Annotated in this window: 20 protein-coding genes; 6 read left to right on the plus strand and 14 right to left on the minus strand. The window is 39.1% G+C overall.

Going from position 1 to position 18,067, the window contains the following annotated elements:
* Positions 1–18 precede the first annotated feature (18 nt).
* The 3 genes from MKX72_RS14245 to MKX72_RS14255 all read right to left on the minus strand — a co-directional run bounded on the left by MKX72_RS14245 (position 19) and on the right by MKX72_RS14255 (position 3,162).
* Positions 19–1,302, minus strand: coding sequence for an ABC transporter substrate-binding protein (locus MKX72_RS14245; RefSeq protein WP_033579340.1), 1,284 nt, complete (start codon positions 1,300–1,302; stop codon positions 19–21).
* Between the two features lie 70 nt (positions 1,303–1,372).
* Complete coding sequence (locus MKX72_RS14250) at positions 1,373–2,200, minus strand: carbohydrate ABC transporter permease (protein WP_013057493.1); 828 nt, start codon at positions 2,198–2,200, stop codon at positions 1,373–1,375.
* On the minus strand, positions 2,200–3,162 hold the full coding sequence (locus MKX72_RS14255) for a carbohydrate ABC transporter permease (protein ID WP_028412947.1): 963 nt from the start codon (positions 3,160–3,162) through the stop codon (positions 2,200–2,202). The genes MKX72_RS14250 and MKX72_RS14255 overlap by 1 nt, the downstream gene beginning before the upstream one ends.
* A gap of 230 nt (positions 3,163–3,392) precedes the next feature.
* Between MKX72_RS14255 and MKX72_RS14260 the strand changes: the two genes are divergently transcribed.
* A complete protein-coding gene (locus tag MKX72_RS14260; protein ID WP_154992120.1) occupies positions 3,393–4,232 on the plus strand; it encodes an SDR family oxidoreductase in 840 nt (279 codons plus the stop codon).
* 70 nt (positions 4,233–4,302) lie between these two features.
* Here MKX72_RS14260 and MKX72_RS14265 read toward each other — a convergent pair whose 3' ends face one another.
* The 7 genes from MKX72_RS14265 to MKX72_RS14295 all read right to left on the minus strand — a co-directional run bounded on the left by MKX72_RS14265 (position 4,303) and on the right by MKX72_RS14295 (position 10,773).
* Complete coding sequence (locus MKX72_RS14265; protein WP_014459643.1) at positions 4,303–5,634, minus strand: TIGR00366 family protein; 1,332 nt, start codon at positions 5,632–5,634, stop codon at positions 4,303–4,305.
* 128 nt (positions 5,635–5,762) lie between these two features.
* Positions 5,763–6,248 (minus strand): GNAT family N-acetyltransferase, encoded by a 486-nt coding sequence (locus MKX72_RS14270; protein WP_028412945.1) that lies wholly within the window; start codon positions 6,246–6,248, stop codon positions 5,763–5,765.
* 104 nt (positions 6,249–6,352) lie between these two features.
* The gene (locus MKX72_RS14275) at positions 6,353–6,586 is read right to left on the minus strand and encodes a hypothetical protein (RefSeq protein WP_028412944.1); all 234 of its coding nucleotides are present in this window, start codon (positions 6,584–6,586) and stop codon (positions 6,353–6,355) included.
* A gap of 100 nt (positions 6,587–6,686) precedes the next feature.
* Positions 6,687–6,872: a DUF4083 family protein gene (locus tag MKX72_RS14280; RefSeq protein WP_013057499.1), complete on the minus strand. Its 186-nt coding sequence runs from the start codon at positions 6,870–6,872 to the stop codon at positions 6,687–6,689.
* Between the two features lie 92 nt (positions 6,873–6,964).
* Positions 6,965–8,071: a CapA family protein gene (locus MKX72_RS14285; protein WP_014459640.1), complete on the minus strand. Its 1,107-nt coding sequence runs from the start codon at positions 8,069–8,071 to the stop codon at positions 6,965–6,967.
* A 313-nt stretch (positions 8,072–8,384) separates the two neighbouring features.
* On the minus strand, positions 8,385–9,629 hold the full coding sequence (locus MKX72_RS14290; RefSeq protein ID WP_033579343.1) for a YeeE/YedE family protein: 1,245 nt from the start codon (positions 9,627–9,629) through the stop codon (positions 8,385–8,387).
* 172 nt (positions 9,630–9,801) lie between these two features.
* Complete coding sequence (locus MKX72_RS14295; RefSeq protein ID WP_261764020.1) at positions 9,802–10,773, minus strand: EAL domain-containing protein; 972 nt, start codon at positions 10,771–10,773, stop codon at positions 9,802–9,804.
* Between the two features lie 265 nt (positions 10,774–11,038).
* Here MKX72_RS14295 and MKX72_RS14300 point away from each other — a divergent pair, with 265 nt between their 5' ends.
* Positions 11,039–11,371, plus strand: a complete 333-nt coding sequence (locus tag MKX72_RS14300; protein WP_028412940.1) for a hypothetical protein — start codon at positions 11,039–11,041, stop codon at positions 11,369–11,371.
* A gap of 36 nt (positions 11,372–11,407) precedes the next feature.
* On the opposite strand, the gene MKX72_RS14305 is transcribed toward MKX72_RS14300, so the two are convergent.
* Together MKX72_RS14305 and MKX72_RS14310 are read right to left on the minus strand one after the other, a co-directional pair.
* A complete protein-coding gene (locus MKX72_RS14305; RefSeq protein WP_028412939.1) occupies positions 11,408–12,580 on the minus strand; it encodes an iron-containing alcohol dehydrogenase in 1,173 nt (390 codons plus the stop codon).
* An 85-nt stretch (positions 12,581–12,665) separates the two neighbouring features.
* A complete protein-coding gene (locus MKX72_RS14310) occupies positions 12,666–13,556 on the minus strand; it encodes a LysR family transcriptional regulator (RefSeq protein ID WP_155007999.1) in 891 nt (296 codons plus the stop codon).
* A gap of 218 nt (positions 13,557–13,774) precedes the next feature.
* On the opposite strand from MKX72_RS14310, the gene MKX72_RS14315 reads away from it, so the two are divergent.
* Complete coding sequence (locus MKX72_RS14315) at positions 13,775–13,921, plus strand: hypothetical protein (protein WP_013057506.1); 147 nt, start codon at positions 13,775–13,777, stop codon at positions 13,919–13,921.
* 167 nt (positions 13,922–14,088) lie between these two features.
* The gene (locus MKX72_RS14320) at positions 14,089–15,000 is read left to right on the plus strand and encodes a DMT family transporter (protein WP_033579347.1); all 912 of its coding nucleotides are present in this window, start codon (positions 14,089–14,091) and stop codon (positions 14,998–15,000) included.
* A 121-nt stretch (positions 15,001–15,121) separates the two neighbouring features.
* Here MKX72_RS14320 and MKX72_RS14325 read toward each other — a convergent pair whose 3' ends face one another.
* Both MKX72_RS14325 and MKX72_RS14330 read right to left on the minus strand, forming a co-directional pair.
* Positions 15,122–15,574, minus strand: coding sequence for a GNAT family N-acetyltransferase (locus MKX72_RS14325; RefSeq protein ID WP_033579348.1), 453 nt, complete (start codon positions 15,572–15,574; stop codon positions 15,122–15,124).
* Positions 15,571–16,803: an MFS transporter gene (locus MKX72_RS14330; protein WP_154992116.1), complete on the minus strand. Its 1,233-nt coding sequence runs from the start codon at positions 16,801–16,803 to the stop codon at positions 15,571–15,573. The genes MKX72_RS14325 and MKX72_RS14330 overlap by 4 nt, the downstream gene beginning before the upstream one ends.
* A 128-nt stretch (positions 16,804–16,931) precedes the next feature.
* On the opposite strand from MKX72_RS14330, the gene MKX72_RS14335 reads away from it, so the two are divergent.
* The gene (locus MKX72_RS14335; RefSeq protein WP_028412934.1) at positions 16,932–17,336 is read left to right on the plus strand and encodes a hypothetical protein; all 405 of its coding nucleotides are present in this window, start codon (positions 16,932–16,934) and stop codon (positions 17,334–17,336) included.
* A gap of 43 nt (positions 17,337–17,379) precedes the next feature.
* Positions 17,380–18,051 carry a VOC family protein gene (locus MKX72_RS14340; RefSeq protein WP_033579350.1) on the plus strand — a complete coding sequence of 224 codons (672 nt, stop codon included), beginning with the start codon at positions 17,380–17,382 and terminating at the stop codon, positions 18,049–18,051.
* The last annotated feature ends 16 nt before the right edge of the window (positions 18,052–18,067 follow it).

Consider the following 18,067-nt stretch of genomic DNA (forward strand, 5'->3'; position numbering starts at 1 on the left):
CAAAGGTTGTCTTTTCCATTACTTCAACTCAGCCCATCTTTTATCTAATGATTTTAATAGCTCATCTTCAGATGTTTGGCCGCCGATGTATTCTTGTACATCTGCTCCAAATTTTTGCGTTACGCCTTCAGGGAATTTTGTCCATTCCCAAGGAAGCGTTTTTTGCTCCTTAGAATATTTAAGAAGTTCTTCACCTAAAGGTCCGATGTCTTTTGCTTCAATTGACTTAAAGGCTGGAATGTACTTGAAGTCTTCTATTAGCGCTTTTTGACCTTCTTTAGATGTGACCATCCAGTTTAAGAAGTCTTTTGCTGCTTTTTTATCTGCCGCTGGTGCTTGTTTGTGAATAACCCAGTTGCTTGGAACGTCAATTGCAAGCTTGTCAGATGCAGCTGCATCGTCGCTTAGCGGCATAGGTAGAATCCCTACATCCATGTTCGGCGTAATTTTATCAAGCATTGGCTGAATCCAGTTTCCTTGCTGAATCATCGCTGCTTCACCGTTCGCAAATTTCGTTACTTGCGTGTTATAGTCCGTCGTTAACGGATTTTTATTTCCATATTTCACTGTTAAATCAAGCAGCTTTACATACTGTTTGAACTGCTCGTTTCCTGCAATTTTCGTACTGCCGTCATTTAATCCTTTAATAAATGCATCCGGATCTTTTTGACTGGCAAATGGAATGTTTAAGCCGTGGTTTCCAAGCACCCACCACTCGCCGTAGCCGATAGAAAATGGCGTAATACCGGCAGCTTTTAGCTTTTTAGCCGCTGCTTCTAATTCCGAATATGTTTTTGGAAGTTCTTTAATGCCTGCTTTTTTGAACAGTTTTTTGTTATATGTAAATCCATAGCCTTCAAGACTGATCGGCTGTCCATATACTTTACCGTCCATCGTCATTGGAGTAAGTGTGTTTTCGTACGCGTCATCAATCCAAGGCTGATCCGATAAATCTTCTAATTTATTTTTCCACGTTTTCGCCTCTTGATATCCTCCGTTTGTGAAAAGGTCAGGTGCATTGCCCGACGCAAACTGCGCTTTTAAAGCTGCTGCACCGTCAGCTCCTCCACCAACCGTTTGGATATTGAACTTCACGTTTGGATGTTCTTTTGTATATTGATCAGTTAGAGCTTTTAGCTGATCTGCAATTTCTACTTTTCCTTGAAATACATCTACTACTACTTGATCTCCGCCGCTTTTTTTATTACCAGATGCGCTTTCGTTTGAACATGCGGTTGAAAATAACAGCGTAGCCGATAAAACACCTACTGCTAAAGGCCATTTTTTCATTTTAAATGCCATTTTCCGTTCCTCCCTATTTGCTGCTGGTTTTGATGCCTCAGCCTCAAAACCAGCCCTGTTGCCGCTTCTATTATTTAATTGAACCGCTTGTAATTCCTTTAACAATGTGTTTTTGCATTGCAAAGAAGAAGATTAATAGCGGGATAATACTGATTACAAGTGCTGCTAGTGCTAAATCCCACTGCTTTGTATACTGACCAAAGAAGAAGAATGTCGCAAGCGGAATCGTTCTTAGCTCAGGATCTTGCAAAACAAGAGACGGAAGTAAGAAGTCATTCCAAATCCATAGGCTGTTTAAGATGACGACAGTCACTGTAATTGGCTTTAATAACGGGAATACAATTCTCCAGAATACGCCTAGACGTGAGCATCCGTCGATGATTGCCGCTTCTTCTAGCTCAACTGGAATTCCTTTAATAAATCCGTGGTATAAGAAAATCGTCATACCTGAACCGAAGCCTAAGTACATGATCACAATACCCCAAATGCTGTTTAACAGATTTAAGTTTCCTGCTACTTTTACAAGTGGAATCATGATGGATTGAAATGGAATAACCATTGCCGCTACGAATGCCATAAAGATAATGCTGCTGATTTTTTTCTTTGTTCGAACCAGCATGTAAGCTGCCATTGAACAGAAGATGACTAGAACTGCGTTACTGATGACCGTAATGATCAGCGAGTTGCTAAGCACTTTTAAGTAGTTCATTTGGTTAAATGCATTAACAAAGTTTTGAAACTGAATCGTTGTTGGCAGTGCCGATGTGTTTGATAAAATTTCTGCAAATGACTTCAGCGAGTTTGAAAGCACGTAATAAAAGGGAACCAAGAACACCAGTCCAAGCAGGACCGCTAAAATTTCAACAATAAAGGTTTTGCTCGTATATTTGTTTCCCATTACGATTCAACCTCCTTCTTCTTCGTGTATGTTACTTGAATAATCGTAATCGCTGCTACGACGATGAAGAAAATTAAGGCTTTTGCTTCACCTAGACCGTATCTGTTATTCACAAATGCTTCTGTATAAATGTTAAGCGCTAACATTTCTGTTGATTTGAATGGACCACCGTTTGTTAATGATAAGTTGACATCAAATACTTTAAATGACCATGAAATCGTTAAGAATAAACAAACCGTTACTGCCGGCGCTACCATTGGAATTGTAATGTGACGAAGAATTTGCCATCTGCTTGCTCCGTCAATTTTTGCTGCTTCAATCAGCTCTTGCGGTACGTTTTGCAGTGCTGCTGTGTAAATAAGCATGATATAACCTGCTCCTTGCCATACACTTACAATCACGATGCCCCAAAATGCTGTTTTTGCGTCTCCCAACCAAGGAAGTTCAAAAAGCGAGATTCCCGTGATTTGTCCGATAGATGCAAATCCTTTTACGAAAATGAACTGCCATACAAATCCTAGTAAAAGTCCGCCAATTAAATTCGGCATAAAGAAAACCGTACGTAAAATGTTTCGTGTTTTTAACATTTGAGTAACAAGGATTGCTAACACGAACCCAACCACATTCGTTAAGATAATCGCAACGACCGTATATTTTGTTGTGATCCAAAACGACTGCTGAAACTGCTTATCTTCGGTGAACAAGTACTTGAAGTTATCAAGCCCCACCCAGTTAATCGTGCCGTTTACTCCGTTCCAGTCTGTAAATGAATAATAAATCCCTGTAAAAAATGGTATAAGTACAATCACGCAAAACGCTAAAAGTGCGGGCCCTACAAATAGAGCAAATAAACCTGCATTTTTCAAATTTTTACGTTTTTTCGTATTAACTGATGGTTCTCTTTTAAGTTCTTGCTCTAAAGGAACATATTCTGTCTCCTGTAATTTACTTTGGCTATTCATCTTACTAGCACCTCCCTATGTCTTATTTTAGCGAAATCCGCTTTTTATGAAACCGCTTTAATTGACGAGTAGGGTGTAAAATATTGACCTTTGTGCAACATTTTCTCCCCTGTGCACATTTTACATACTTTTCTAAAGCATGAAAGAAATAAAAGAAAAAGCTAGAAGTGGACGACATATCTTCTTATCTTATACACTAGAAAAAAGATGTAGTTGGGAGGAACATACTCATGACAGCAAAACGAGCGCTAATTACAGGTGCCAATTCAGGAATGGGGCTGGCCACAACGATTGAACTAGCCAAAAAAGGCTTCGAAGTCATTATGGTATGCCGAAATGAAGAAAGAGGAAATGCCGCTTTAGAAGAAGCGAAACGCCAAAGCGGATCGGATTCCATATCTCTTATGACCTGTGACCTAGGTTCTCTTGACAGTATCCGGGCTTTCAGTGAAGACTTTACGTCTCGCTACAGTGTACTTGATGTGCTGATTAATAACGCGGGCGTCGTGACAATTAAGCGGGAAACAACACAAGACGGATTTGAAATGATGCTTGGTGTCAATCATTTGGGTCACTTTTTATTAACTAATTTACTTTTAGATCCGCTGAAAAAATCTCAACAGGGACGCATTATAAACGTTGGCTCCGGTGCTCATAAAGCGGGAAAAATAGACTTCACCAACCCTCACTTAACAACGGGATTCGGAATATGGCGAGGATACTCTCAGTCTAAATTAGCAAATAACTTATTTACGGTTCATTTAAGTAAAAAGTTAAAAGACACCTCTGTAACCGTAAATTGCCTTCACCCCGGAGCCGTGTCTACCGCTATCGGCGTTAATCGTCAAACGGGTTTTGGAAAAAGCGTTCACGCCGTGCTTCGCCCTTTCTTTTTAACGCCTCTTCAAGGTGCCGAAACAGCTATTTATTTAGCAGACAGTCCTGAAGTGACGCATATTAGCGGCGCTTATTTTTATAAAAAACGCGTGACTCCTCCTTCTTCAAGAGCAAAAAATGAGCGGCTTGCAGAAGAATTTTGGGACTGGAGTGCGCGCGAAGTTGGTTTATAAAGTAGATAGATACGCTTGGGAAAGAAAAAAGTAATGAAAAAAGGTCAGCTTTTCAGCTGACCTTTTCGTATTAAAAAAACGTTAGTCCTATAGCAAAAATAAAGCCTGATACAATTAAGGTCGTCACGCAGTAGCCCATTATATCGCGTGCTCCGAGCCCTGCGATAGCTAGTGCAGGTAGTGCCCAAAACGGCTGCGCCATATTCATCCATGCTTCTCCGTAAGCAATGGCCATCGCAGCGACTCCCGGATCTACGCCGAGCTGTTCAGCTGCCGGCATAATAAAAGGTCCTTGTACAACCCAGTGTCCTCCTCCTGACGGAACAAAAAAGTTCACAACGCCAGAACTTAAAAACGCAAGAAACGGAAATGTCGTTTCATTTGAAATCGAGATAAATGCGTTTGTTAGCTTCCCGCCTAAGCCTGATAGCTCCATCATGCCTTGAATACCTGCGTAGAATGGAAACTGAATCACAATCCCAGCGGTTCCTTTCGCAGCATTGGAAACGGCATTCATATAGGATAAAGGCGTGCGGTGAAGTAAAATACCCGTCGTAAAAAACAATAAATTCACTGTGTTGATATCCATTTTAAAACCGTTTGTAGCAAAATAATAAATTAAATATGAATACCCAAGAAGTGCAATTGTTAGACTTAAAAACCTGCTGTTCTCCATGCGTACAGCAAATGTTGGCTTAGAAGAAGTTGTCTCAACAACTGTAGCCGGCGCCATTTCATCTTCTGCCAATAGTCTTGGATCGATTTCTACCACTTCTTTTCCCGTCGGCATCATCAGTCTTGTCATAATAGGCAGGACAATCAACAATCCGAGGGTAATAAATAAGTTGTAGCCTGTAAAAATTGTGTCTGAGAGTGGAATAAGTCCAGCCGTTTTTTCCATTGGGTTTCCAGGTGTAGCAGCGACAAGAGGAATCGAACCTGACAAGCCTCCGTGCCATGTTAAAAACCCTATGTAAGCACAGGCAATTAAAAACCGATAATCAGATCCCGGCACGCGTTTCGCTACTTCTTTCGCAAACAGCGCACCTACAATTAAGCCAAACCCCCAGTTAATCATACAAGCCATGGCTGCGCCTAGCGTGACCAGAATAACCCCTTGCGCCGGAGTTTTGGCTAACAGTGCTATGTTTACAAGCCACTTCTTTACAAGCGGCGAGCTAGCAAGCGCATGCCCTGTGACAAGCACTAAGCTCATTTGCATCGCAAATGCAAGAAGGTTCCAAAAGCCGCTTCCCCAAAACTGAACCATCTCAATCGGCCCGTGAGGAGTAAAAACAATACCTGATACAAATAAAATCAGCGTCAGGATTAAAGCAAATACAAACGGATCAGGTAAAAAGCGCTGAACAAGCGCCGTGAAGAAATTAGATAACGCTTTCATTTTACTCCTCCTTTACAGGAATACTCCTGTGAATAAATGTCGACAAGCATCTTTAATTATACATAATTTGTTGAAAATTGTTAATATTTAGTTTAAATAAAAAAACCCTTCTGTTTTCCAGAAAGGTTTTACACGCTAAACGTTTGAATAAGAGTTGGCTCTCCGTCAAGTTCAATTTTCTTTTCTTGAAAGGAAATATGTAAGCTTTCATAAATATGTTTCCAAAATGAAATAGCCCGCTTATTGCCTGCAAGCTCAATAATCATATACGTTCCTTTTCGATGAGAGAAAATGTCTTTTACCGTTTCAGAAGCAATACCCTGCTTTCGGTATTTGTTTAAGATAAAAAAATCATTGATGCAGTAATCTGCTTCTTGCTGAAGTGCGGGCTGTTCAAGAAGTAAAAAAAAGCCCGTCAGCTTATCATCTACTTTAATAAAGTATGGCGAGAGGCCTTCTACTTTCCAAAACAAGGGCAGCTCTTCAAAATGAAAAGCTCCATCTTCGCGAATATCTAAAGAAGGTGTATACGCAGATAAATCATGGAGATAAAGAGAATACAAATTTTGCAAAACGCCCGCTTGGCTTTTAGGTACTTTTTCAATCGTAAGCATTCTTAGTTCATCTCCTTCTTTTCCTATCATAAGGGTTTTTTGTGAAAGTTTACAGTAAAAATGTTTGAGGCAAAGTGAAGATAGATAGTCAAAAAGCTCTTTTTTCATTTTGTAGATGTATGAAGCGCAATAAAAAAACGATCATCTCCGGTACTGTACGCTCCGTCTGATAATCGTTTTTTATGTTTTGTGTGCTGATGCTGAAGTTTTTCCTTCTTTGTTTTGGTTTTGCGCGTTTCCATGTCTGCAAATATAAACAGGCTGCGGTTTAATTCTGGATTTCGTTTTCCTTCACGCGTCATTTTATCACGCATTTTTTTTGCTTTTGACTTTGCCATGTAACTTCCTCCCTATATAAACGATGTATACATATCTTACTGCTTTTTTATAAAATGTCAAGTTCAGAAGCACTGATGTGTTAACAGTGCTTCTGTATAGTCATGACTCTTTATTTTTCAGCATATCATCTAATTTTTGTTCCATTCTCTGAAGCCTTTTTTCATTTGCCCCCTGCTTTTGAATCAACCTTTTTAAGCCTATAATAAATGCAATTATTACTCCTGCTATTCCTATCAGGATCAGCAGCATAAGAATTTGAAAAATAATATCACCTATATTAACCATAGTTCCACCTTTAATCTATTTTTTTACATTATATTATTTATTTGGATGTATATCGCTTTATTTTGTAAAAAAAGCTCTCAGTGCTGAGAGCTTCATTTACTATCTTCATCGTAGACCGTCCATTTTTCCTGTTTGATTTGATTGGAAACATCAATCAGTTTATTTTTCACTCGATCCTTTTCTGCTCCTGTTAAAGGCGTAGGTCGGTAGTCGTTTCGCGCCGTTGTGGAAGAAATGCGGAATGGAATCACATTGATGTCTTTATTAGTCGTTAGCTTTCCATCTTTAATCGTAAACGTCTGCTGAAATACAAATGTATCCTTATCACTTGGATTTTTGTTTCCGCCAAACATAAAGTTTCCTAAGCTATAGACAATAAATTTATTTTTGTATTCTTCAATTCCTTGAACAACGTGAGGGTGATGACCTAAAATCAAATCTGCTCCGTTATCAATTGTATACTTCGCCAGTGCCTGCTGCGCTGTATCAGGAACATAGTGTCGTTCAGATCCCCAGTGGAAATGCACAATAATAATTTTAGCGCCTTTTTCTTTTAAAGACTTAATTCCGTCTTTAATCTGACTTCTTACTTCTTTTGTGTCATCCCAGCCCGGATATCCAAGCAATCCTACTTTGACTCCCTTTACCGTTGTAATATATGTATCTTCATAGCCAAAATAGCCTATTCCGCTTTTCTTTAAGTTTTCTCGTGTATCATCATATCCTTGCTGTAAATAATCATGCGTATGATTATTAGCCAAGTTAACGGTTTCAATACTTCCTTGTTTTAAAATATTTACAAACGAAGGATCACCTTTAAAACGAAATGTTTTACTTGCTTTTTCCGTCGCAGTTGTCAGCGTTGTTTCTAAATTAACCGTTGTTAAGTCATCTTGCTCAAAGATCGATTTTACATTTTGCGTAAAATACGGCAGGCCATTTCTTGCTGCTACGTCGTTAAAAGTAGAATCGTACCCAAAGCTTTCATCGTTTCCTAAGGTAAAATCTCCTGCTGCGCTAACTTTAATAGTTGTATTGATTGCGTCTTTTTTCTCTTTTTTACTCGCTTCTTCTTTAGACTTTACTGTTTCTTCTTTTTTCTGCGGCTCAGAAGAGGTTTGTTCTCCTGCTCCTCCGCACGCTCCTAATAAAAAACACAAACTTCCATAAATAACAGCTTTTTTTAAATACTTGTTCATGTAACGTTAAAACCCCTTTTTACGTTTTAATAACTGTGTCTGGACTTGGTGTTTACTGCTTATTTCGCCAAATACATACAATTCTCCTGTTTTATCGGCAAAATAAGTGAAATTTTTATAAAAAAAGGAAGTTTTTATATTCTTTTTGGGTTAGAACAAGAGGATTTGGCTAAGAGAAAAGCAGCGGAAACGATGCGCAGAAAGCCGATGAGCTGTACTAAACTTCAAGTGATTCACAAAATAGTAGAGCGATTCCAAACATCACCTAAAATAAAAACCTCCTTTGCTCATGCAAAGAAGGTTTTATTTAAACTTAACAAATCGAATCATTAGATTTAGGATTTTTGAGTCCAAATAACGGGCGGATAAATAGTGCTAAGCCTGTGCCAAGCATTGCCATAACCATCCATACCCATCCGTGAAGACTAAATGAAGCAATGCCGCCAAAGTAAGCGCCAATGTTACAGCCAAAGGCAAGACGCGCACCATATCCCATTAAAAGGCCTCCCACAACAGCTGCTCCTGCAACGCCAGGTTTAATCTTTCCTGGTTTGAACGTTCCTTGCGCCGTCGCTGAAATGAAAGCGCCTAGTATGATCCCAAAATTCAATACGCTGGTAGAGTCTGCTAGCACACTTTGCGTTAGCGCTTCTCCATTTGCACCTTGGAAAAATCCCCAGCTTGATACATCTATTCCAGCTGCCATCATTGCTTTTCCGCCCCATAAAGCAAAAGCAGAAGTAATACCCCAAGGATTTCCTCTTACAGCCAGCGTTAATGCATTTAATACAGCCAGCACAATCGCTGCAGTGAATAGAGGCCAAGAGCCGCGAATGATCTTTTTCCACCCTTTTGTCGTAGGAAGCTGCTTCATCATAGGCGGATTTTTCTTTTTGGCAATTTGAATCGTAATCCAGTAAATCGCTGCAAACGCGATAAGCTGTACAATCCAAGCGCCAAAATAACCAAGGCCTGTCGATTCAGCTAATGAAATAGGAGGAAGCGAAGGTTGTTTTTGCCAAAATGGCAAATGATACGCCCCGAACATAGAGCCTACAATAAAGGCTAAAAGCGTTAAAATCATGGAAGAAGAGCCACCGCCTAACGAATACAGCGTTCCTGAGGCACATCCATTTCCTAGCTGCATGCCAATTCCAAACATAAACGAACCAACTATCACGCTGACTCCTACAGGTGAAACATATCCTTTTGGCGTTACCCCTGTAAAGCTAAAGCCTGTACTTAAAATAATAGCAAACAGCGTTGACGCAATCGCTAGCATAAGCATATGCGCTTGCAAGCCTTGAACGTTGCCGACAGATACGAGTCGGCGAAATGCTGATGTAAAGCCAAAACGTGCGTACAGAAGCGTCATTCCTAGTGCTAGACCGATAATAAATAACACACCTTGCGTCCAATCAGTCGTTAGCACAATCGCTAGAAGTAAAATAACCGCTGCTATAACCCCTCCTGCAAATAACGGCTTTTGCATAGGGCTTAATTCTGTTACAACAGTAGTTGGCTTTGATTTATATGATGAGTGCAACGTTTGTGCCAAATCATCCACTCCTTTTCTGATAGAAATACTAAGAATTAATATTTATCATCTTATAGCACTTCCCTTTCTCTGTAAACTATTTAGCAAAATGAAAGTGAATTGTTTATTTTTTGAGTATTCTTACTTTCATTCATACAAAAAGCAGAAGTTTCTGTTCTTCTGCTTTTGGCTGCTAAACGTAAATAGAATGAATCTCTTTTAACGGTTTAGGATTAGGCTTTGCAAAATAATACCCTTGAAACAAATCATACCCCATCTCTATCAGGCATTTTAAATCTTCTTCTGTTTCTACCCCTTCTGCAAGAGCCTGTGCCCCCATTTTATGGGTGATAGCTAACATCTCTTGAGCCACTTTTTTCTGTTTCTCATTCTTACTGACTCCGTTTGTGAATTCAAATGCCAATTTCACGACGTCAGGCTCCACTTCTAAAAGCCGATTCAGCGTATTATAGCCAACTCCTACGTCATCTAGCGCATATTTAAATCCGTGGGAGCGATAATAATTCAAAATGTTTTTCAAATGCTCAATATCTTGAACATCCTCCGTTTCAATCACTTCAAACACAATTTGCTCGGGCTTTATATTCAATTCTTTAATTAATGTAAATGTAGATGCTAAGCAATGCTCAGGATTATATATTGCTGTAGGAATAAAGTTAATAAAAATCAGCTGATGATCAATAATACTAGCATTTTTTACAGCTTCTAAGCGGCAGGCTCGGTCAAGAGCGAAGGTTTTATTTCTTATTTGAGCAGCTTCAAACATTTTAAAAGGAGGTATAATACTTCCGTCTTCTTCTAATCCTCTTGATAAAATTTCGTGGCCAACGATATGCACGCGTTCATGATCAACCGATACAATCGGCTGATAATACGAGCAAATTCGCTTGTCTTCAATCAGCTCATCAATCCACAAGGCATCTTTCATTTTTTGGAAAGCGGTGATTGGCTCCATACGCCGCAGGTTTTCAAACGGGCTCCGCTGCTTGGCTTCTACAGCCCACACATGCCGAGGGTCTAGATGCTGATGAACATAATCCATAAAACTCCAAAAGATATCTTCCCTCATCCAGATCATATCTTCTCCAAGAGTCTTCCATTGGTTTTGAGAAATATCTTTAAAGTATTTCTCCAATTTCTTCACATCCCTTGGTTGCTGAAAAGAAACCGTATATCCTGTCCTAATTGGCAGACACGCGTCGCACCCCATAGCTCATCTTCTCCCTCATTTATCATCAGTTTTCTGTATGTATACACGGATAGTTCTTAGGAACTATACCACTTTTAAGAAAATTGCAAACCCTATTTTTCCGCTAAAATAGAATGTACCAAAAAGTTTTGGTAAAATGATAGACGTGTTTTATTGTCTACATCATAAGACGCACTTGATAAAAGGAAGTGAACCATACATGAGCAAAAACCGTTTTACGAAGTGGTTTTTATTTTCTTTACTACTCTTTGCCTTAAGTACTGGAGCAATGTATTATACGCTCTATATATCGTACTGGGCGTATTCTATTAAGCTGTTTTTAATTGTGGTGCCGCTCTTTACATTATTATCGGTTGCTTTTGGTTCGTTGGTAATCGTTCATGAGCGCAAAAGAAAACGCGTATTTCAGCTACAAAATGAAGGAGGCATTTCCAAAAATACGTTTATTCAAGGTTTTTCCGAAATAACGGTAGGAGCAGGCTGCATCTTGCTGTGCTTTTTTCTCTTTCTTTATTTTCTAATGGATTATTAAGTACATATAAAAAAGACGAGCAGGCAGCTCGTCTTTTTATTTGGATCTTTCTAGAATATCTCGAACGCTTGCATAATCAAGCTCTTTATAAGTACCAACACCTGGTTTTACAAAGGTCTTTTCAACAATCGCATCAAATTCAGAGTCATCAATATCATAGTCACGCAAGCTGTTCGGGGCTCCTAAGTCATTCCAGAAAGTGCGAAGCGCTTTTGCCCCTTCCATTGCTGTTTCTTCATCGCTTTTTCCTTCTGGGTTGATGCCAAATACGTTTACAGCCAGTTGTTTTACACGAGAAGGATCTTCTTTTAGCACATGCTCCAGCCAATTAGGGAACAAGATAGCAAGGCCGCCTCCGTGGGGAATATCATACACGGCCGACAGAGCATGTTCAATACGATGAGTAGCCCAGTCTCCTCCATCCGTTCCGTTTGCTAAGCTTCCGTTAAACGCCGTCGTGCTTATATACATCATCGTTTCACGATACTGATAAGAAGTCAGATTTGTAAGAAGCTTAGGACCTTCTTGTACAGCTGTTCTTAGCAATGATTCAATAAAACCGTCGATCATCGGCGTATTTTCTGTGCGGTGAAAATAGTGTTCAAGCGCATGCGACATACTATCAACAATTCCATAGACTGTTTGGTCGCGCGGCACTGAAAACGTGTACGCCGGATCTAAGATAGAAAAGACGGGAAATACATGAGAAGACGTCCAACCTAGCTTTTCTTTTGTTTCCCAATTTGTAATAACAGAAGTTGAATTCATTTCAGATCCTGTTGCCGCAAGTGTTAAGACCGTTCCAAAAGGAAGAGCACCTGTAATCTCTACTTTGCGTGTAATTAAGTCCCATGTATTCCCTTCATACACGGCTCCAGCTGCGATAGCTTTTGTACAATCGATCACGCTTCCTCCCCCAACGGCTAAGAGAAAATCAATGTTTTCTTTTTTACATATGTCAACGCCTTTAGCTACCGTAGTCAAACGAGGGTTCGGTTCTACACCAGACAGCTCGTGAACAACTGCGTTAATAGACTGAAGTTCAGCTTTCACTTCGTCGTATACGCCATTTTGTTTGATGCTTCCTCCTCCGTATACTAACAGAACGTTTACTTGTTTAGTGTAAGAAGCAAGCTCTTGCGATAGCTTCGTAATTTGATTTTTTCCAAAGTATAATTTGGTAGGATTGTGCTGCAAAAATATATTCATGTTCTACACCTCTAGTTTTCTTTTCTTGTAAAAAGTGTATCACGAAAGCAGCTTCATCATTATTGAAGATTCTCTATATCTGTTATCAATATTTTTGATAACCTTCTTGTACAAGTGAAATGAAGTGTTGAATGGGTGCCGTCAGCCATTTTTTCTTTTTGAATATGAGCTGTGAATAAAGATAAAATTCTTCATGGTCAAACCGGATTTTAATCAGTTTTCCATTTTCAATCTCTTGTTTTACCGCTATTTCTGGCACAAGAGCAATACCTAAATTATCCGCTACGCACTGTTTAATTGCTTCAAGACTGCTAAATGAAATCACCGATTGCATATGAATACCCCTGCTGCGCATCATCTCTTCTAAAAGCGTACGATAAGGGCAGCCGCTCTCGGTTAAAATGATGGTTTCACCTTCAAACTCTTCCATTACAACGTTGTTTTTTTCACTAAAAGAATGAGAAGGCGAAGCAATCATAACCATGTTTTCTTTTCGAATAGGAATCACTTCTAAACTTGAAGAGGTTTGAAGGCGATCAAGCAAAACGGCTACGTCATACTTTCCGTCAATAATTCCTTGTGTTAAATTTGGACATAAACCCGCTTCTAGCATAATCTTTAGAGAAGGGTGCTGCTTTTTTAATTCACGAATATACGGTGTAATAAAATAAGCGGCCAGCGACTCCACGGTTCCTATTGAAACTGTTCCTCTAGCATCTTCATTCGTAGTAAGGCGCTCTTTTGCTTCATTTAATAACTCGGTTACTTGATTCACATAATAAAGCAATTCTTCACCAGGCTGAGTCAGCTTCATTTTTTGTCCTGTTCGTTCAAATAGTTTTTGACCGTAATGATCCTCTAATTTTTTTATATGAGTGGTAACGCTTGACTGAGCATACCCTAACTCCTCGCCCGTTCGTGTATAGCTCCCCCACTTCGCTACTTCTTTAAATGTATATAAATAGTTAATATCCATGTGCTGCTCCTTATGTACTGCTGTTTTGTTTCGTTATCCATATGCTAAAGCTGTTCTTAATCAGAACCTATACGTAAATAGAATCACAGTACAGTATAAGCGAACTTGTTTTGCCAAGCAATTTTATCAACCTTAAAAATTCTTTTTATATTAGGCAATTACGTCGTTTTTTGTTCATAGAATGAAAAACAAACTTATGAAAAGAAAGGGTGTATCTCGTGACAGCCTACAAAGAAGTGCTATATAAAGGAAAACGCTTTGTACTGATTCACGTATATGATTCAGGGTACTGTGAAATTCGACCGATTGATCATGCTTTTAAAGTCGAACTTGTGCGATTAGATGAGATAGAACAATGTGGATAACAGTCATGAACGCAGCCATTGCAGCTGCGTTTTTGTTTGTATTATAAACAAGTGGATGAGATAAAAATACCTGAATTGGCTGGCCTTTTACATAATTTCTTCCTGTATACTTTGTAACTAAGGATATCCGCACTTATTTAATTTATATATTTACCCGAGGTGATGACATGAAAAAAGGCTGGCTGGAATGGATATTATTATCCGTTGCGTTAATTTGGGGAGCCAATTATACAATCGGAAAATTTGGAGTTGCTCATATGTCTTCTATCCAATTTAGCGCGCTGCGTTTTATAATGGTTGCTCCTATTCTTTTACTTATTACAGGAATCGTAGAGCGAGGCATTCGGATCGAAAAGAAAGACTGGGGACGTTTAATAGCGGTCAGCATAGTAGGCGTTACACTCTATCAAACGCTGTTTATGGTATCTGTTAAATATACGACAGCTACAAATGCTTCTTTACTTATTTCGATGTCTCCTATTTTCACAGGAATCTTAGCTATCTTATATAAGCATGAAGCTTTTTCGTTAAAAACACAGCTAGGCTCTGTGCTTGCTTTTTTCGGTGCTGCGTTTGTACTGCTGTTTGGTCACTCTAGTCATGCGCTGTCGCAGCTTGCATGGTTCGGAAATATCATGGGGATTGTAGCGGCCGTTGCGTGGGGCTGGTATCCAATTTTAGCAAAACCTTTAGTCGTAAAATATTCTGCTTTGCGCGTAACTGCCTGGTCTGCTTTGATCGGAGCTATTCCTCTTACTGTCTACTGTCTTTTCACCTATCAAACGCTTATCTGGCCAACAGATATAGGCAGCTGGAGCTCTTTGGCATACTCTGTTTTGTTCGTGACGGTGTACGGGCTGGTAATGTGGTATGTAGGAATTGGAAAAATTGGATCTACAAAAGTAATGGTTTACATGTATGTTATTCCTTTGTTCGCCGTTGTCTTTGCTGCTGTAGCCATTGGAGAAACCATCAATTCCATGCAGCTGCTTGGAGGACTTATTATTTTTAGCGGTTTGTATATTGTTAAAAAAAGCCCTGCTCCTAAAACAGCTCTCAAACTTAAAAAAGCAAACTAAAAAGAGTAACGGGTTCGGTTGATGCGTTGATGCATGGTAACGAATAGCGCTCAGATTTTTTCTGAGCGTTATTCGTATACTATTTTAATGCCCTAATTGAATGAAACATCCGTTAGTTTGATTAATGAACATTTTTTAGTTTATATTCATGAGTAATTTTATGCTGATTGTGTATGCGTTTAAAGCCGTTTCGTTCATAAAATAACTTCGCTTCGTCCGTATCTGTATATAAGACGAGAGTGTTATAATAGTTCTCTGCATAATGAATGATTTCTTTTAAAAGTCGCTTACCTATACCCTTTCTGCGAAACCGAGCTGAAACATAAAACCTTCTTACTCTTCCAACGTTAGTATACTGACTGTAAAGATCTTGATTAAGGCCGGCTACGCCAATTAATTTATTTTGTTCACCGTAAACTCCCCACAGCCTTTCTCCTGTTCTGTTAAATACGTTTTGCCCGTTTTTATACTCCGCTATTAGCTTGGTAAGAAAGAAAAAGCCTTCCTCCTGGCTTTCTATTAACAGCTCTTTTATATCATGCTCCATAAGATACGTTAGCGTGATGATCTTCATATATTCTCTACCCGTTCAACAGGTGATGTTGTTTCCACAGACTGCTTGTTATGAACTAATACTGCAATACCTATGAGAGACGTTACCAGCAATAGGAAGCTTGCAAATAGATATACAATCCTCACCCCAAAGAAGTCCGCTACTGTACCTACAAACGCGATAGAAAGAATAAACGCACCCTGTACAAGAGTTGATTTTGCCGCTATTACTTTAGAAAGAACCCCACTGCTGCAGGCATTTTGATAAATGGTTTCCTGCGCTGCGTCTCGAAGCTGATAGGCAGGACCCATCATTACCAAAAGTGCTAAAGCTAAATACGGGTTCGTTACTAAGCCGTAAAAACCGGTTAAAACAGCATAACCAATTGAGCCCGCGAACATAAGAAGCAAAAGCCTTCCTTTTACCATAGAAGACATTCGGTACACAATAATTCCTCCGACTATGCTTCCAAAATAATACGCACCGTTTATATATCCCCACCATACTTCTCCTTTTCCAAGCACTTCTTTCACAAAAGAAAGAGTAATAGCCCCAATCCAAATGGTTCCAACGAGTGATTCAGTTATGTCCATTATAACGAGTGCTCTGATGCGTTTACGTACCCATAAAAAGCGCCATCCTTCCATTAGCTTTGCCACGCTTCGCTTTTCTGGCTGCTTGTATCTATGAGCTTCTTTTATAAACAGCAAACAAACAAACGAGAACAATAAAAGACCTGCCGTTATACATAAAGAATAAGTGAATCCTGTTAAAGACAAAACGAAACCACCAAGGGACCACCCTGCAAATAGAAAGGTTTGGTCAATTGTTGAAAGCAAACTATTCGCCTGCATTCTTTGACTATCACTTACTAAGCTGCGAACAACCGACGTTTTAAAAATAGTAAAAAAACCGTTAAAAAAAGAAATGATCCCAACAATGACAAAACACATCGCTAGTACTGTGACTGTAAATTTTTGTGTGAGTAGCATATACAATCCAGCGAGCATTCCTATTTGCATAACCTGTACAGCCCGCATAATATGAATAGATTTATATGTATCGGCTAGTAAAGGTACGCTAAGACCACTAAGGAGGCGAGCAAGTAAGCTCGTCATCGTAATCATTGATGCAAGAGCTGTTGAACCGGTGTTTTGATTTATATAGAAAGTGAGGGCCATTGTATAAAGAACAAAACCTAAATTTGTGGTTACTTGACTTGCTGCTAAAAAATAAAAACGCTGAGTCAATTTTTTCTCCTTTCCGTTAGGCGTAACATACAAAGGGATAATATTTTTTGTTAATTTTTCCCTTTTTAAACTATAACACTATTTGACGAAATCCAAAACTATCTATAATTTAGTAGATGGAGGTTTTTATGTTTAAATATAGTTTTCTTATTGTTCTTATTGCTTTTTTACTTATTAACTTTAACGGCCAGGAAAATCAAATTGTAGGTGGGAGAATAAAAAAAGAGCGAAGTGAGGTTTTCTTTGGAGAATATGACAGCTTTACAGGCCGCTACTCTCGGAGCATTAAACTCAAAAAAGGCGTAACCTACGTTTTCAGGCTATCTAAAAACACTAAAAGTGGAGACCTTTCTCTATATGTAGAAGATCCAAGACGTACACGTTTCTTTGAGATGACTAATAACTCTCTTTATCTAACACCCGAAAGAACGAGAAGATATCGTATTAACTTTATAGGCTCTGAGCATAAAGGATCTTTTCAGCTTCACTGGAAAAGCAGCGTTCAAAGGGATGATAATGAAACATCTGTTTAATGCCATGTGATTTAGACAACGTTTAAACGAGGAGGAATGGTTTATGATGATTAATCAAGCTGTCCTGTACACTCATCTACTGGACGAAATGAAGGCTTTTTATGCAAATTCCCTCAATTTCCCATTAACTGCCGCTTCACCGCGTTCTTTTTCCATTAAAGTTGGTGAAAGTGAGCTCACTTTTAAAGAAAGTGCTCTACATACAAAGCCCTTTTACCATTTTGCTTTTAATGTTCCAGCAAACCGCTTTATGGAAGCGAAACAATGGGCTACTCAAAGAGTCTTCCTCAATACAGAAGAGAAGAAAGATGAGATTTATTTTGAAGCATTTGATGCTCATTCGTTTTATTTTGAAGATCCTGCTCATAATATTGTTGAATACATTTCAAGACATTCAGACTGCCCGCCATCCAACGACCCCTTTTCTTCTAAGTCGCTTTTAAGCATAGGAGAAATCAACTTGACAACGCCTCATGTCCGCTCTGTAGGGACACAGCTTATTAACTCGGGTATCACCGTGCGCAACAACAGGCCATTAAACGAGAACTTTAACTTTTTAGGAAGCGACAGTGCGTTTTTTCTTGTAGGGGCGCCTAAAAGACGGTGGTTTTTTTCGGACCGAGACTCTGAAGTTCATCCATTAACGGTGAAGGTTAATCATTCTCTAGCAGTTGCGTTAGATAAAAAAGGAATGCTGAAGATTACGCAAGAATGATTGTTTTTTCAATAAA

This window comes from Priestia sp. FSL R5-0597 (assembly GCF_038006305.1).
Taxonomy (GTDB): Bacteria; Bacillota; Bacilli; order Bacillales; family Bacillaceae_H; genus Priestia; species Priestia zanthoxyli.